General features: G+C 57.5%; 19 protein-coding genes and 1 tRNA gene. 6 read left to right on the top strand and 14 right to left on the bottom strand.

Annotated elements, in window-relative coordinates:
* Nucleotides 1-146: 146 nt before the first annotated feature.
* Together SVU69_07375 and rpe are read right to left on the bottom strand one after the other, a co-directional pair.
* Nucleotides 147-818: a phosphoglycolate phosphatase gene (locus SVU69_07375; protein MDY6942820.1), complete on the bottom strand. Its 672-nt coding sequence runs from the start codon at nt 816-818 to the stop codon at nt 147-149.
* Nucleotides 815-1501, bottom strand: coding sequence for a ribulose-phosphate 3-epimerase (gene rpe, locus SVU69_07370; protein ID MDY6942819.1), 687 nt, complete (start codon nt 1499-1501; stop codon nt 815-817). Before rpe ends, SVU69_07375 begins: the two co-directional genes overlap by 4 nt.
* 157 nt (nt 1502-1658) lie before the next feature.
* On the opposite strand from rpe, the gene SVU69_07365 reads away from it, so the two are divergent.
* Nucleotides 1659-2111 (top strand): CopD family protein, encoded by a 453-nt coding sequence (locus SVU69_07365; protein ID MDY6942818.1) that lies wholly within the window; start codon nt 1659-1661, stop codon nt 2109-2111.
* Between the two features lie 28 nt (nt 2112-2139).
* Here SVU69_07365 and djlA read toward each other — a convergent pair whose 3' ends face one another.
* The 3 genes from djlA to SVU69_07350 form a co-directional block, all read right to left on the bottom strand.
* Nucleotides 2140-2928, bottom strand: a complete 789-nt coding sequence (gene djlA / locus SVU69_07360) for a co-chaperone DjlA (protein ID MDY6942817.1) — start codon at nt 2926-2928, stop codon at nt 2140-2142.
* Nucleotides 2929-3009: 81 nt separating this feature from the next.
* The gene (locus SVU69_07355; GenBank protein ID MDY6942816.1) at nt 3010-3324 is read right to left on the bottom strand and encodes a c-type cytochrome; all 315 of its coding nucleotides are present in this window, start codon (nt 3322-3324) and stop codon (nt 3010-3012) included.
* A gap of 149 nt (nt 3325-3473) precedes the next feature.
* On the bottom strand, nt 3474-4352 hold the full coding sequence (locus SVU69_07350; protein MDY6942815.1) for a sterol desaturase family protein: 879 nt from the start codon (nt 4350-4352) through the stop codon (nt 3474-3476).
* Nucleotides 4353-4520: 168 nt separating this feature from the next.
* Between SVU69_07350 and SVU69_07345 the strand changes: the two genes are divergently transcribed.
* Entirely contained in the window at nt 4521-4871 is a 351-nt protein-coding gene (locus SVU69_07345) for a mercuric transporter MerT family protein (protein ID MDY6942814.1), read from the top strand.
* A 117-nt stretch (nt 4872-4988) separates the two neighbouring features.
* Complete coding sequence (locus tag SVU69_07340) at nt 4989-5711, top strand: DUF2461 domain-containing protein (GenBank protein MDY6942813.1); 723 nt, start codon at nt 4989-4991, stop codon at nt 5709-5711.
* Nucleotides 5712-5743: 32 nt separating this feature from the next.
* On the opposite strand, the gene SVU69_07335 is transcribed toward SVU69_07340, so the two are convergent.
* Both SVU69_07335 and SVU69_07330 read right to left on the bottom strand, forming a co-directional pair.
* Nucleotides 5744-6409, bottom strand: coding sequence for a VOC family protein (locus SVU69_07335; GenBank protein MDY6942812.1), 666 nt, complete (start codon nt 6407-6409; stop codon nt 5744-5746).
* 158 nt (nt 6410-6567) lie between these two features.
* Entirely contained in the window at nt 6568-6759 is a 192-nt protein-coding gene (locus SVU69_07330; protein ID MDY6942811.1) for a hypothetical protein, read from the bottom strand.
* A 397-nt stretch (nt 6760-7156) separates the two neighbouring features.
* Between SVU69_07330 and dauA the strand changes: the two genes are divergently transcribed.
* Nucleotides 7157-8914 carry a C4-dicarboxylic acid transporter DauA gene (gene dauA / locus SVU69_07325; GenBank protein ID MDY6942810.1) on the top strand — a complete coding sequence of 586 codons (1758 nt, stop codon included), beginning with the start codon at nt 7157-7159 and terminating at the stop codon, nt 8912-8914.
* Nucleotides 8915-8981: 67 nt separating this feature from the next.
* On the opposite strand, the gene SVU69_07320 is transcribed toward dauA, so the two are convergent.
* Both SVU69_07320 and SVU69_07315 read right to left on the bottom strand, forming a co-directional pair.
* A complete protein-coding gene (locus tag SVU69_07320; GenBank protein ID MDY6942809.1) occupies nt 8982-9680 on the bottom strand; it encodes a mobilization protein MobD in 699 nt (232 codons plus the stop codon).
* A 113-nt stretch (nt 9681-9793) separates the two neighbouring features.
* Nucleotides 9794-10651 carry an alpha/beta hydrolase gene (locus SVU69_07315; protein ID MDY6942808.1) on the bottom strand — a complete coding sequence of 286 codons (858 nt, stop codon included), beginning with the start codon at nt 10649-10651 and terminating at the stop codon, nt 9794-9796.
* A gap of 241 nt (nt 10652-10892) precedes the next feature.
* On the opposite strand from SVU69_07315, the gene SVU69_07310 reads away from it, so the two are divergent.
* Both SVU69_07310 and SVU69_07305 read left to right on the top strand, forming a co-directional pair.
* Nucleotides 10893-11405 (top strand): DUF1269 domain-containing protein, encoded by a 513-nt coding sequence (locus tag SVU69_07310; GenBank protein ID MDY6942807.1) that lies wholly within the window; start codon nt 10893-10895, stop codon nt 11403-11405.
* Between the two features lie 231 nt (nt 11406-11636).
* Nucleotides 11637-12803, top strand: a complete 1167-nt coding sequence (locus SVU69_07305; GenBank protein MDY6942806.1) for a glycerophosphodiester phosphodiesterase family protein — start codon at nt 11637-11639, stop codon at nt 12801-12803.
* A gap of 127 nt (nt 12804-12930) precedes the next feature.
* On the opposite strand, the gene SVU69_07300 is transcribed toward SVU69_07305, so the two are convergent.
* From SVU69_07300 to SVU69_07280, 5 genes are all read right to left on the bottom strand, one after another.
* Nucleotides 12931-13179: a hypothetical protein gene (locus SVU69_07300; GenBank protein MDY6942805.1), complete on the bottom strand. Its 249-nt coding sequence runs from the start codon at nt 13177-13179 to the stop codon at nt 12931-12933.
* Between the two features lie 359 nt (nt 13180-13538).
* Nucleotides 13539-14186 carry a hypothetical protein gene (locus tag SVU69_07295; protein ID MDY6942804.1) on the bottom strand — a complete coding sequence of 216 codons (648 nt, stop codon included), beginning with the start codon at nt 14184-14186 and terminating at the stop codon, nt 13539-13541.
* Nucleotides 14187-14277: 91 nt separating this feature from the next.
* Nucleotides 14278-15051 carry an alpha/beta fold hydrolase gene (locus tag SVU69_07290; GenBank protein ID MDY6942803.1) on the bottom strand — a complete coding sequence of 258 codons (774 nt, stop codon included), beginning with the start codon at nt 15049-15051 and terminating at the stop codon, nt 14278-14280.
* 149 nt (nt 15052-15200) lie between these two features.
* Nucleotides 15201-15276: transfer RNA gene (locus SVU69_07285), tRNA-Phe, on the bottom strand.
* A 154-nt stretch (nt 15277-15430) separates the two neighbouring features.
* The gene (locus SVU69_07280; protein MDY6942802.1) at nt 15431-15706 is read right to left on the bottom strand and encodes an oxidative damage protection protein; all 276 of its coding nucleotides are present in this window, start codon (nt 15704-15706) and stop codon (nt 15431-15433) included.
* Nucleotides 15707-15796: the final 90 nt, after the last annotated feature.

The raw sequence follows: 15796 nt of genomic DNA, 5'->3' as shown, positions 1-15796 counted from the left end.
ACCCTGAATCATGAACGAGGATTTGGGGCCTGATAAACCCCATGCCTATGACGCTAGGCGCGTTATGAGCATCCTCGCCATCGCCAGCGCGAGGTGTTTCCTGCGCCCGGCCTGTTCAGGTGAATCATCTGAAACATCATGCAACCTTATCTCAACAGCTCCCCGAGTTGGGCCAACGAATCGATCACCGCATCGGGTCCAGCTGCTCGAATATCAAGGCCATGGTTATAGCCGTAACTGACACAGATTACAACACTGCCCGCAGCCCGAGCGGCTTTCACATCGGTGACTGAGTCACCAACCATCATTGCCTGAACCGGCTCTGCGCCGAGTCGCCCCAAAGCATGCAGCAATGGTGCGGGGTCCGGTTTTTTTACCGGCAAGGTATCCCCCGCCACGGTCACTTCGAAAAACCGATCCAACTTGAGCTTTTCCAACAGATCCCGAGTGAAACGCTCCGGCTTATTGGTCACGCAGCCCAAGCGGTAGCCGCGGCTTACCAGGGATTCCAGTGCTTCGCGCCCACCCGGATAAACCGAACTCGCCTCGCACACATGTCGCTGATAGGTCTCAAGAAAAACAGGCCAAGCCACGTCGAAACGCTCGGCCGGCGCGTTCATCTCGGCCGCATCGTTGGTCAAGGCTCGATGGACCAATCGTTGAGCCCCGTTTCCCAACCAGCGACGAACGTCTTCGACACCTACGGCAACCATACCAACGGACTGTCGTGCCGCGTTGACGGCAACCGTTAAATCGGGGGCGCTATCGACCAGCGTACCGTCCAGGTCAAACAGAACGGCTCGGGCTTCGAACCTCATGCTCTGGCGGCTGACGCCAACTCGCGACGCATCTTTGAGACCACGGCTTGGTAATCTTCAGCACCAAAAATAGCTGAACCGGCGACAAACGTATCCGCACCCGCACGGGCGATCTCGGCGATGTTGTCGACTTTCACGCCACCATCCACTTCCAGGCGTATCGACCGGCCGCTGGCGTCGATGCGTTCGCGGACTTGGCGTAATTTGTCCAATGCCGCAGGGATAAACGCCTGCCCGCCAAAACCAGGGTTCACCGACATCACCAAAATCATGTCGAGCTTGTCCATGACGTAGTCGAGATAGCTCAACGGCGTGGCCGGGTTGAAAACCAAGCCCGCCCGGCATCCTTGATCGCGAATCAGCTGAAGACTTCGATCGACGTGATCGCTGGCTTCGGGATGGAAAGTGATGTAGGTCGCCCCCGCCGCGGCGAAATCGACAATGAGGCGATCGACCGGCCGGACCATCAGATGAACGTCAATGGGCGCGGTCACGCCATGGTTTCGAAGCGCCTGACACACCACCGGCCCGACCGTCAGGTTGGGTACATAATGGTTGTCCATCACATCAAAGTGAACAATGTCTGCGCCGGCAGCCAGCACGGCGTTGACTTCATCGCCCAAACGGGCGAAGTCTGCAGATAAAATCGAAGGTGCTATCAAAAACTCAGAGCTGTGTGGCATTTTATGGTCTTAACTCAATGAAAAATCAGGACATGGATCGCCTCGGACGGCGCCGTCACTTTACCGGATACGCCAGCTCGATGCGAGCCACGAACAACAGACCGCCCTGCTATACTGACGGCGGTTACCGAGCAACCCCCAGCTATCGGAGCCGAGCATGAACTGGGCCGTCGCGCTGCACGTGATCGCCGCCGTGATCTGGATCGGCGGCATGTTCTTCGCCTACATGGCCTTGCGGCCCAGCGTCCCGAAAGTTTTGGATCCTCCGGCTGCACTCCGTTTGTGGCTGGAAACGCTGACGCGTTTTATGCGCTGGGTCTGGATCGCGGTCATTCTCCTGCCCCTGTCAGGCTACTGGATTATTTTTATCCAATGGGGCGGCATGGAATATGTCGACAACGCCATACACATCATGCAAGGCATGGGCTTGGTGATGATTCTCCTTTTTATGCGCCTGTATTTCGGCCCGCTTCGGGGCTTACGCAACAGCGTGGAAAAAGAGGACTTCGCCGCCGCAGGGCAATATCTGGCGCAGATCCGAATGGGCGTGGAGATCAACCTCATACTCGGTGTGATTTTGGTGATCATCGTAGCCGGCTTGCGAGGATAATCCGCCGGCAAGCCGCAACCGCCCCGTTTCAGAACCCGCGGCGCAGTCGAATGGTTTCGTACGCATGGCGAATTTCCCGGGTCTTCTCTGCCGCCTTTTTTAGCCGTTCCTCCGAGAACCCTTTGGAAATGAGCTTATCGGGATGATGCTGGCTGATCATTCGACGATACGATCGCTTCACCTCGCTTTCCGATGCCCCGGGGGAGACGCCCAAAAGCTCATAGGCGGACACCAAATCGCCCACCGGCCGCGACGCGGGGCGGTTCCGTTTTTCGTACCGTGCGCCAACCAATGCCTCCAGTCGTTTGAGTTCGAAGTCGGACAGATGGATCGCCCGCTGAATGTGTCGCAGCAAACTCGACTGGCGCGAACTTGGCGGACCATCGGCATAGGCCATTTGGACGAGCATCTCGAGCAACGTCCTGGCCACGTCAAGCTCCTGCCGATAACGGGAAGCGAATGCCGAAAGTGCACTTTGGATATCGAAATCCGCACTTTTGCCGACGGCGAATCGTTCGATGGCTTCGCTGCGCGCCCGGGAATCGAGCCGCATTTGCGCCATCACAGACTCGGCAAATTGAATCTCGGCGCGCGATACGCGGCCATCGGCTTTGGCCAAATACCCCAAAAGCCCATAGGCCACATCGAAATAGACCGGATCGATGTCACCGCTGACAGGCTTCCTCAAACGGACCCGATGCTGGTCCAAAGTGAGATCAAGCACATGACCGACGGCCACTCCGGATAGCATGCCCAAATAGCGGCCAACCAAAAAGCCGAACATTCCGCCGATCACTTTTCCCCAAGGACTTGGCATGCCAGGTTTCGTCTCTGAGAAGTTTGAATGAGAGTCGTCAGGCCCGGAGATGAACCCATCACCTCCGGGCTAAATTCTGACTTACTCCGCCGGCAAGGAACTCAGGTACGCGGAAATGTTGACCATATCCTGGTCCGAAAGACCGACAACCATGTTTTTCATGATTGCGTTGTCCCTTTCACCGCTCTTAAAGGCTTTCAGTTGCGCCGTCAGATATTCGGCATCCTTACCGACCAAGGAGGGGAAAGTCGGAGGCATACCTTGGAAATTGGCGCCATGGCAACCGGCGCATGCAGCGGCTTTGGCTTTACCCGCCTCGACATCTGCGGCCATCGTGGCTCCGGCAGCCGCCATCATCAAGACACCGATTGTTCCCTGGATCAACATTTTCTTCATCTTTCATTGCCTAGGCTGTCGCCGAAAATTCGGCGTGAAATACAAAATGGGTTCCGGATAAATCCCCATTATCGCAGGGCCGTCATGCCCGGCGCGGCCACATAATGGCATCGGCCCGGCGGAAAAACAATGCCATGCGGGCCAGCCAGTTAGCGATCTTGATGGGGGTCCCCGCCGGCCGAAGAACCCGTCCAATTTCGCCGACCCAGCGCATAGCTGTCGGCCCCCGCTTTGAACGGCAGCAGCAGTACACCAGGGAGCGTGACGCATTGTCGCTCATCACGGATGGCGTCGAGCCCGAGAACCATCCGCTCATGCCCGCGGGCGGGTGTTGCCCGGTAGGTACCGAGCAGGCGATCCCACCACGGCAGGCAAAACCCGAAATTACTGTTGGTCTCGTGTTGCTCGATCGAATGGTGAACCCGATGCATGTCGGGGGTCACCACAACGAGCCGAATCAGGCAGTCTGCCAGAGACGGCAGTCGCGCGTTGGAATGGTTGAATATCGAGGCCGCGTTGAGCACCACCTCGAACACAACCACCGCAACCACCGCCGGCCCCAAAGCTGCCATGGCCACCCACTTGATCAGCATCGAAATCACGATTTCGGCAGGATGAAACCGGAGACCCGTGGTGACGTCAAAATCTAAATCGGCGTGATGGACCCGATGGAAACGCCAGAAAAAGGGGACGGCGTGAAACATCACATGCTGCAACCAGATGAAAAAATCCAGCACGACAACAGCGATCACCACCTCAACCATCATAGGCCAGGAAAGATAGTTGAACAGCCCCCACCCTTGTCGCTGAGAAAAGGCGGCAAAACCCACCGCAGCGGCCGGAAATATCAAGCGAAGCAATAGACTGTTCAGCCCAAACAAGGCCAAATTGTGTATCCAACGCCGTGGGCGGCTGATGGCCCGGTGCCGGCGCCGGGGATGCCACGTCTCCCACGCTGCCATCACACCAAAAACGGTTACGAAGGCAATCAGCCGAATGCTGAGCTCGTTCATTGTGATGGTTTCCATAGCCGGCATCACCATCCCGGTGACTTTTCCGAGCGTAACAGGATAATGAAAGGCCTGTTCTCGTGGGGATCGCAAACCGGCCCGCAGAATTTCACGATCGATGCTTCAGCATTGGATCGGGAAAGTCTATCTGACGTAGAATACGCCGCCGATAAGCAAGGGGAATTCATGAACCACCAAGGCGCATGGATAGGCTTGGCCACAGGATTGACCGCCGGTGTCGCCGCGTCGGCGTGCTGCGCGGGCGCGCTTGTCTTGCTTATCGTCGACCCCGCGGGCGTTTGGGTGAATCGACTCACCGCGCTGGAAGCGTACCGACCGATCTTCATGCTCGTTGCCGGCTTGAGTTTTTTGCTGCTCGCCACCCAACTTTTTCGCCCAATGGAGCGTTGCAAACCCGATTGCGTCTGCGGCAATCCTTATTTCCGAGCCAGATATCGCAAATTGTTTTGGACGTTTTCGTCCATCACCCTGATTGCCATCAGCAGTCCGCACTGGATACCGGCGCTCGCCATTTAGCATAGCCTTTGGCTGCAAGATTCCGCGAACCGAGCCGGTCCGGTTTTAGGCGTCGCGGGCAATTTCAACCGCCCCGACAGCCACTACGGTCGACCGCGCGCAGGAAAGGAACACGCCGTGACCCGACAAACCAAAACTGCATCAAAGCTTGGCCCGTTCCGCGGCTTCCGCCCGGACTTTTTCGCGTTTTTTCAAGAACTTTCGGCCAACAACAACCGGGACTGGTTTATCGCCAACAAGGCACGCTACCACGAGACCGTGGTGGATCCCATCGTCAGTTTTATCGTCGCCATGGCGCCGCGCTTGGAACAGATCGCGCCCCGATTCGTCGCCGACCCGCGCACCCACGGCGGTTCCATGTTCCGAATCTATCGCGACGTACGCTTCAGTAAAGACAAGCGCCCCTACAAAGAGCATGCCGCTTGTCACTTTCGCCATGAAGCCGGCCGGGACGCTCACGCACCCGGATTTTATGTCCACATCGATCATACCGGGCTTTCCTACGGTGGGGGTATTTGGCAACCGCCGGGCGAGGCGTTGTTCCGCATCAGAACGGCCATTGCCCAAGCGCCGGAACGTTGGCAGGCGGTGGTATCCGCCGATGCGCTCGGTGGCGCGTTCGGCGGGCTCACCGGTGATGCACTCAAACGACCGCCTCGCGGCTTTACCACCGACACGCCCCATATCGAAGATATCAAGCGGAAGAGTTTTTTCGTCATCAAAGAAACGGACATCGAAGCCGCAGGGTCGGCCGAATTCGTTGACGAGGTGGCCGACACTTTCCGCTCTGCCACACCCTTGATGCGCTTTTTGACTGAAGCGCTGGATCTCCCCTTCTGATCGTATCGACAACCGCCCCCGGAGGCGGCGCGTCACCAACGAAACGCCAAAGGTAATCCCGGCCGAAAATCGAACGATTCTCCAGATGGTACGCCATCGAATCCCAACACCATCAGCGGCTCATTTCCGGCTTTGAACCGCACAATCCCCCAATCACCTACCATCCGCAGGGCGGGGGACAAATCCACACCCTGCGCGATGCTAAGTTCAACCGATGTGATCTCTCCGAGCCCTGCCGGATGATCAATCGGCTCGGGATGCTGGCCGGCATCGACCCGACGTCGAAATGGCAGGTTGAATAGCAAAGGCAATCGCGGATTTTCAGAACCTTCGGCCATTTCGATCTCACCGCCAGGCGGCAGATAGGCCGGCCGATACGGCCAATAATCAAAAGGTGGGGTCTGGGTAGCCGCACCTTTACAGGGTCGTAAACTCACGCCAAACGGACACGCACCTGCCCCCCGCCCCCGCCAGCGCGAAAGTAGCCCGGTACGCGATACGGGCGCAGCCGCGGCTTCTTCGGCATCAACAACCCACAGCAATTCCAGCATGGTGTTGGCGAAATAAAAGCGACGATTCGCCGTCCCCTGGCCGGGGTGACGATTCGAGGAGCCTTCAGCCAAACCAAATGAACGCAAGGCATCCGCTGCCGGTGCGCCGAAATCTGTCAAGACTAACAGGTGATCCAACTCGAACATGACTCCACCTCTGGCGAATGGGCGAGATCGCCCTCAAACACCATCGCCAAACGTTAACTTTCAGGGTCTAGAACGGCTGTTAAACACCAACCCGGGCGGGCGATTCAAGCGTACCGCCTAGCTGTCGAGTCAATGATGGCGCCGTTCCGTATCGCTAATTAAGGAAACCGTTTCCACAACAACGCCCCCGACAGCGGTGCCCAAAACGTCTCGGCCAGCGGCATTTCCACTGGTTCCGCGGTCGCCAGCGCCGAAAAGAACCGCCCGGCGTCTTCTCGCGTATCCACGGCGATGGACAACGAAAATCCACTGAAATTCAAGGCGCCTTCGCAAAGACCATCCGATGCCAAGACCGTGAGGTCGCCGATTCAAGGCTCGGCGACCTCACGGTCTCCTCGGCGCCCGGCGGATCGGCGTCCGAATGGGGACCAATCCTTAGTAGCGCATCAAAGCCGGCACTTCGCACGCCGTCTGGGGTGCACCCGATACGGTCAAGCGGACCTGCATGACACATCAAGAACAAGAGGACGGACCGCCATACCGATGCCGTCAACGCCCTGTTCCTGGTCTCAGGGAACACCTAGGTCCCCGATTTACCGGCATCAGGCCATCAACTTATAATCCACAACCGGACCGGCGGGTAGCACTCCAGCTGCGGAAGCACCCGTCACCTTCAACCTACCGCATCGTCGCCTTCGGCCAGGACAATACGAATTGCACAAGGGATTCAAACGGTTTTCTTTACCAATAGCCAGCGCGCTCAGAGGCAACTTGCGCGAGGGATACACCTGGCGGCACCTGAAGTCGGATCTACTGGCCGGCATCACCGTGGGCGTGGTCGCCCTTCCTTTGGCCATGGCATTGGCCATCGCCAGCGGGGTCGCTCCGCAGCATGGCCTCTACACCGCCATCGTAGCGGGCTTCATCATTGCGGTCACCGGCGGATCACGGGTCAATGTTTCAGGTCCAACGGCGGCCTTCGTGGTCGTGCTCCTACCTATCACCCATCAATACGGGCTGGGCGGACTGTTATTGGCGACCCTAATGGCCGGGTGCCTCCTCATCGCCATGGGTGTTGCCCGCCTGGGCCGTTTTATCGAGCTGGTCCCTTACCCCGTGGTCATTGGATTCACCGCCGGCATCGGCGTCGTGATCGCGACCCTGCAAGTCAGGGACTTTCTGGGCTTGCATATCGACGTCCTGGAAGGGCATTACCTCCATAAGGTCGTCCTCTTGGGATCGGCCCTGCCCACGTTGAGCTGGTCCGACGTCATGATCGGCATGACCACACTCGGCGTCTTGCTTTTCTGGCCGAAGTTATCCCGCGCGATACCGGGCCATCTGGTCGCTCTGACGACCGGAACACTGCTTGCTGCACTCGCACCCCTTTGGCTGGCAGACTTCCACGTGGCCACCATCGGTTCGCGCTTCAGCTGGACGCTGGATGGGATCTCCAGCCCTGGTATCCCGCCCGTATTGCCGGGGGTACAATGGCCATGGCAGTTTCCCGGCGCCGATGGCCAACCCTTGGTTTTATCGGTGGAGTTGGTCGGTTCACTCATCGGCCCGGCATTTGCAATCGCCATGCTCGGCGCAATCGAGTCCTTGCTCTGCGCAGTGGTGGCGGACGGAATGACCGGAAACCGGCATGACGCCAACGCCGAACTCATCGGTCAGGGACTCGGTAACATTGCCGCCCCGTTTTTTGGCGGTATCCCTGCGACCGGTGCCATTGCCCGGACGGCGACCAACGTCCGGGCGGGGGCTGTCTCTCCGCTCGCGTCGGCCATCCATGCCATCACGGTTCTGATCGCGATGCTCGCCTTGGCGAAACTGCTGGCCTACGTGCCCATGGCGTCTTTGGCAGCGCTGCTGCTGGTGGTGGCATGGAATATGAGCGAAGCCCGCCATTTCGTGCGCGTGGTCCGCATCGCGCCGGCCAGCGACGTGATTGTCCTGCTGACCTGTTTCGGTCTCACGGTTTTGTTCGACATGGTGGTGGCCGTGACGGTGGGCATGGGCCTCGCCGCTGTGCTTTTTATCAAGCGGGTGATTGACTTAACGGAAGGCCGGTTTCTGGAACGTCCTCTCGATGGGAGCCACCTCAAGCTGCAACCGACCATCGCCATTTACCAGATCAACGGTTCGCTTTTCTTCGGTGCAGCTCAGAAAGCGTTGGCAACGCTGAGAACCATTGATCGGCGCAAGCGGATCCTGATCCTGGACCTCTCTCAGGTCACCGTGATGGACATGAGCGGACTCGTCGCACTCGAAACCCTATTGGAAAACGCTCGCCGCCAGCACTTGTCCGTGATCTTGAGCGGCTTGCTACCTCGACTTTCGCTCAAACTTCGACGTGCTGGTATCCGTGAACACGATCACCTGATATTCGCAGCAAATCTGGACGAGGCCACCTGCAAAGCGCGACACCTGGACTCCACAAGCGCGGCGACATCACACAGGCCTGAATCAAACTCAGCGACCCCAGCTGCTACAAAAGACTGACAAACCGGCCCACAGGCCGAACCGCCAATGGGCATTGCGCGTTGCGGAACAACGCCTCACCGAATTTTCAGTCCACCAGCTTGGATATCACCTCATCAATGCCGGCGTAAGCCTTCTTAATCCAAACCTTGGTTCGCTGCCGCTCCATGACACTCAAGTGGGGCGCATCCCGATCCTTAGCATGAATTGCCGCCCAAAAACTGAGATTTAACCGATCGATCTTACGCATCGTCGACCCGTGTAGCGCTGGCAGGGTGATCTGCTGAGGGGAGACCGAAACATCGTTTGCGCTAATCGCCTCGACCGCTGAAAAATCACTGCCACATCCTTCGTTCTTCACCACCGCACAGTGGAGGGAGCGACCATACTTTTGCAGGAAGCCGTCCAGCAACTGGGCGGAATCCGGACCGGCGTCGACCAGATACCAATACACCAGCGGAATACCCATCTCTGCACACAGGCCAATGACATCATTGGCCTCGATCCATCGATCGAGAAATCGCTGACTCTGGGCCGGCAAGTCGATCAAGACGTTGCGATCGCCTTCGAGTGCCACCTCCATAATTTCATCCGTGCTTTCGAACAAATCCAGATTGATCGGCTGGGTAAAGTCGCGGTAATACCGGGTCAATGTGGGATGAGACTGATCTGCATCCAGGCCAGCATAAACCCATGATCGATCTAAAAAGTACTGAGACAGGAGCCTGGCCATCACGGATTTGCCAACCCCGCCTTTCTCTCCGCCGATAAAGTGAATCATGCTCATCTCGACATTGCCTCCACGATCCGAATTTGAGAGGTCATACAAAAACGTCCGTCACGCTGCCGCCGGGATGGCATCGCAGCCGATCCAGTCGGCTGAAACCGCAATGCGCAGCGCTAATCTGAGAAAAGGAAATCAAGAATTGTCTGCGAGACCGGCGAGTCGTTCTCGTAAATGGCCCGATTCATGTCCCCATGGGAATAACCGCCATCTATGACCACATAGTGAGCATCATGACCATTGCGTTCAAGCACCTCGGCAAACTGCCGGGTCCTTTCCGCGGCCTCTGACCGGTCCGCAGTGACAAACAGCCGGAACGGCGACAACGATGCGTTCGGGGTAACCTGCAATGCAGGCGAGGCATCCGTCAATATTTCGATAGACGTCCCGTAGGCCTTTTCCTTCATCCGCTCGAGCATGTTGGCACCGCGGCCGGCAAGAGGCTGCGTTAAATCGAACTGTCCCGTGTCCACCGGAACCACCGCCTTGAAAAGGTCACGCGACAAGCCCTGGGCAAAAAGGTAGTCGGGATGGATGGCCAACAACGCGACCAGATGGGCACCCGCCGAATGACCCGACAATACGATGTGCGCCGGATCGCCGCCGTATTGGCTGATATTGTCTACCACCCACTTGACCGCCGCAGCACAATCTTCGACGTGGGCAGGATGGGTGTAGTCCGGCGAGAGCCGATAATTGATGGACACCAACACCACCCCGCGGTCGGTGTAAAAAGCGGCGCGGCGACGGGCCCGATGCCCTTTGTCGCCGATCACCCACCCACCACCGTGGACGAAGATATGAACCGGCATCGGAACGCTAGCGTCGTTTCGCGGAACGTAAACATCCAGGGTTTGCTGCTTCGAATCGGCGTCCGTGACGTAGGGAAGATCGCCATACAACGTGTAACCGGCGAAGGCCGGAACGAACGAGCTGCATGCAAAAAAAACCACGATCCATGCGAAAGTCTTCATCAAACCGTCCATGTTGTTTACCCCAATCAAGCGGGGTCATTCCGTGCAGAAACAATACCCAAGAACTCCACCGGAAACCATCAGACCGATCGCTTAATACCCCTTCGCAAAAACTCAATGTTGGATAGAATGGAGGCTGGTTTGTAATGCATCCGTGAGTTGCGACGCCGCTCCGACCGAGCGATTCCTTTTTAACGCACATCGCTACCCTGCCATCGCAGCCGGCCCAAGGAGATCACCCATGTCCCATCGCGTCTATTTTCTCGTTCCCCATGTCGATACGGCAGCCGAAGTCGTCAAGGATCTGCTCGTCAACCACGTACCGGAAAAAGACATTCACCTCATTGCCAACGCCGATACCTCATTGGAAGATCTACCGGAAGCCGGCTTTTTGCAAAAAACCGATTTCGTGCCCGCATTGAAACGGGGCATCGGCCTCGGTTGGACGGCGGGTCTATTGGTGGGCTTGGCGGCCATGACCTTTCCGCCTGCGGGCGTGGTCGTCGCTGGCGGCGCGGTATTGGGCGTTGGTGCCTACGGAGCCACCATGGGTGGACTCCTCTCCTCCATGGTGGGAGCCGGCTTGCCGAACTCGCGCCTAAAACAATTCAGTGACGCGATTGAGAGCGGTGAAATTTTAATGCTGGTCGACATTCCGCGCTCGCAAATTGACGAGGTCGAAACACTCGTTAAGAGCCACCATCCGGAAGCCGAGATAGCCGGCGTGGAGTCCCATTTGCCGACGTTCCCTTGAGCAGCCGGCTAGCGTTCATTTCGAGCCAACGCCGGATACGGCTCTCGTAACTCGCGATCGATCCCCCAAAATCGGCCTCACCCCGATCACATCGGCACCATGAGGCCGCCAACCCCTTCCTTCAGCCGACGACACGAAACGGTCACGGCCCCCTCATGACGACGACCTCTCCGGCCGACATCTTGGTTATGCCCAACAGCATTGACCAGCGAACGTCAGGAGGGGACATCGATGCGCTTGCGGTCCAACACGAACCCATCTCATCCAGAACTGATGGCGCTCATCTTCGTTGCGTTAGCGCTGATGGTCCTGCCCCAAGCCGCGGCAGCACGAGAGCTGCCCGCAGCGAATCCCGGTTGCGAGGAAACCTTGCAGCCCATCCGTTGGGTCAATGCGAAAACACCCGACGAAGGCCTTAAGACACCGTTCATCTCTGCCCATCGAGGCGGTGTGAACTTGGCGCCGGAGAACACACTGTGGGCCTATCGGCATGCGTTTGCGTACGGGGCCGACGTGATCGAGATCGACGTGCGCCAAACGGTGGACGGGCATTTTTTCGCGATGCACGATGCCACGGCAGATCGAACCACCGACGGCACAGGCCGGGTTGACCTCATGAACTCGGACCAGATCAGGCAGCTCAACGCCGCCGACTACGCGCCCTGGTCCGGGAGTGAGTACGATCCGTCCCCTGTGCCGTTTCTGGACGAGATTCTGGCCTTGGCCCAGGAAGCGGGAGGCGGAATCGAGTTTGACCTGAAAAGTGTTCGGAACTATCGAAAACTGATGAACTTGGTCGGGCGGCATGAAGGCCTGATCGATCGATCGTACTTTAACGCCCAAAGCGTGATCGCACAGCGAATCCATGGCCTGAACCCCCGTGCGCGCTTCATATTCAACCTCAGCGGAAAAGAGCGATCCGGGCGGTTGTTCTTCGAGACGTTCACATCCAGCGTCTTCGGTTCGCGATTAACACGCTTCACAGCTGAAAAAATCGCCGCGGTTCACGATGGATGCGGTTGGATCATCCCCCACAGCTACGATCAGGGACCGAACCGTGAGGCAGAGCAGTTCGAACTCGGAAGGTCAATGGGTGCCGACGGTGCACAGGTCAATCAAGTCGATGTCATCCGCGCCGCCATGAAAAACCCCATACCGACGGTCGTGCAACTGGATACCATAGACGACGCGCCCTCCGCTTGCCTGGTCAACGCGAACAACGGCTTGGGGGTGCCTCAAAAGACGGTGAAGTTCTTTAGTGAGGACGACAGCCTGCTCGGGACCGCGCAAACCGATCGCTGGGGCTGCGCGGCGCCTATACCCGACGGCTTCTCTCGGGCTGAATTCGAGGGCGATGAAACGGCACAGCCAGCAATTGCACAGAACAGCATGAACTGAGCGAGCGGTGACAAACCTGATCGTTCCGGGCACGCATCGCCGGGTCATCCGCAAACCTGAGACCCATCACGCCCGCCTGGGAGAGCAAGTGACGGCCGGTCTTGCGTCTATGCGCACGCCCGAAGAGCTATACACCGATCGCCCGAACCGCCCACATCACGGACTCTTCCAAACGCATTTGAGCCTCGGATATGTAACGGTCTTCGGCCCCGTCCATTAGCGCATTTTTCAGGTTGCGCTGAATTTCTTGTGCCAGAATGCGAATGGCATGGGCCCTCGCTTCTTCATCATGCGTCAACGGCCGCCGCCCTTCCATGGCAATGCCCAACTCTTCCAGGGTGATACCGTCATTCGTCGGCACCTCAAGCTTCTCCACGGCAAGATCCTCCTCAAAGTCTCTTCGATGCGCTTAACGAAAGCAGCGGCTCTTTCGCACCGCCATTTCGCAAGCATGACTAACCAGCGAATAAGCTTTAAGCAAAAAAGATGCCAAGCGAAAAAGCTTGAAACTGGCCGTATCCGAGCCGGAATGGGCGCAAAAAAGGTTGCCAACAGGCAATCAAATTCGCGCTTTCTCATTGTCAATGATGAGGGTGACAATACATTGACGATCCGGGTCGATCAGATGTCAATGAAAAGACAGACCTCGCAATCGCCCGAAGGGCAGGGGCATCGCCGGCTACCGAGGACCCCCCGTTTGTGTATGCATGGATCGAAGTCTGGTTTGAAAATACCTTACGAGAACAGCTTTTTGAATGCCTGTTTCGCCTGCGATGCAGCTTGGGAGATATCCTTTTCGAACGCTTCCATTTTGTCTTCCGCTTTACTGCCCTGTTCACGCAATCGTTTGCGGATGCTTTGAGCGCGCGTAACCACATCCTTGCGGAGATCGTCCAACTGTTGACGAGCCGTGGTCGCACCCACCTCGAACTGGTATTCCAGCGCCTCCAGTTCCGCCACCAACCGGTCAGCGGCCCGGATCAAGTCCTTGGTAACAGCTTCGAGTCGTTCGGCATTTTCCTGACCCAACTGATGACCTGCCGAGTCCAAACGCTCTTCCAAACTCCGGATACCCGCGAGAATATTTTTTCTCTGTTCCTGGTAGGCGTCACGCGTCTCAGCCCTGCCAAGCGCCAACTGGACTCGGAGATGCTCAACTTGGCCGCGCACGGAATCACGCATATCGTCCGCGATCCCGGTCGTCTCTTCGAATCGCTTTTCCATCGCTTCTAATCGTTCGGTCAATCGCTGCTTCTCATCTTCGAAGCGATCCAAGGCCTCCTTACGACCCAGCTGCAGCTGGAGCTCAAGCGCCTCTGCCAGCGACTCCCAACGATCAAGTCGTGCTTCGACCGATTCTCGTAGCTCGTGTATTAACGACATGGCCCGCTCCTCTTGCAGAAAATTTTCGGGGATTCCCTTCGCACTCGTCGGATCAAATTATCGTAAGGACATCGGATGGACTTGACGATAATCAAAAGGCAGTCGCATTTTCTGAAGAATCTGCCTCGACTGGACTGTCGAAGCGACCGTATCGCAGAAAGTGCGCAACCTGCTCCGCAACATCGTTCGCGAACATAATAAACGTGTGACTGTGAGAGACCAGCAGAAAGTCCGTCATTCCCCGGAGGCGGGCGGATGCCACGGATACGGTACCGTCATCCTCACCCGGAATAATCCAGGAGAAAAAAGGGTTAACCGAACGGTTCCCCATAATGACACCCACGGGATAATCGACCGGCCCCAAGCGACGAGGCAAATCGTCCGCACCCGTACCCAATTGCCGAGATGCCGGCCCGAGCCAAGCGCTGAGCCACGGAATCTCGCCCAATTCATCGGCAATCTCGGAGCCCTGATTGGGAGGGCTGAGCATCACCACCCGTCCCAACTCTTTCAGATCGTGGCGCGCGAGATACGTACGGACCAGTATCCCGCCCAAGGAGTGGCTGACGAAGTGAATGGTCTTAGCACCTTGCGCCCGGCAGCTCGCCACATCTCGAGCCACCACGGCGTCCGCCAACTCTTCGATAGCAGTAACGAAAGAAGAATAACCTTCATTGACGATGAGATAGCCCAAATCATCCAGCGCGCGCGCGAGTTTGCTCATGGAAAAGGCGCTTCGACCGTACCCATGGAGGAAAATCACGCATTCGCCGGAACGGTCTGGGCGATATTGGGCTGACCAAGCGGGAAACCACCACCAATGGATGCCACCCCCCACGCAACAGACCAGAAAGACGAAACCCATCGCGGCCCAACGGAACCGTCGGCCCAATCCAAATTTCCCGCGGTCACCTGGATGCATAGCAATAATGATACGGCATCGTCTCCGAATCCGCCGCAGCTGAAAGCCATGGCCGGTGGATTCGATCAGCACCGAAAAGAGGGGGCAATGAATGGTGGCCAGGGGCGGAATCGAACCACCGACACGCGGATTTTCAGTCCGCTGCTCTACCGACTGAGCTACCTGGCCTCAAACGATATCTGTCAATACGCTCGCGGGCGATTCCCGAAGCGTGAGGGCGGTATTAAAGCGGCCCGCCAAGCCTTCGTCAAGCATCACACGATTCAAGGGGTGCCAAAACACCACACTCCACGCACCGCCGTTTGCCCTACCGCCGCGATGCCTAAGCCTTTTCCGGTGGCACGTATCCGCTGGGTGGGACACCCCCTTCGCCGAAAAAGAAGCGCGTCATTTCCTCCTCGAGAAACTTCCGTGCTTTGGGATCAATGGGGGTCAAACGATACTCGTTGATCAGCATAGTTTGGTGTTGCAACCACTGCTGCCACGCTTCCTTGGACACACAATCAAAGATGCGCCGCCCCAGTTCCCCGGGGTAGGGGGGAAACTCCAACCCCTCCGCTTCCTTATTGAGCTTCACGCACTGAACCTTCCTTGTCATCGTATTCGTCTCCACCAGTTTCTGGGTGTCGGACTGACGAAAATCAGCCAAATCGCGTCATCCAGGAAAGACCGCATCGCGACTTGCAAC

It is taken from the genome of Pseudomonadota bacterium (assembly GCA_034189865.1).
Classification (GTDB): Bacteria; Pseudomonadota; Gammaproteobacteria; order UBA5335; family UBA5335; genus JAXHTV01.
The sequence above is the reverse complement of the archived record's forward strand: the minus strand, read 5'-3'. Positions and strand labels throughout refer to the sequence as shown.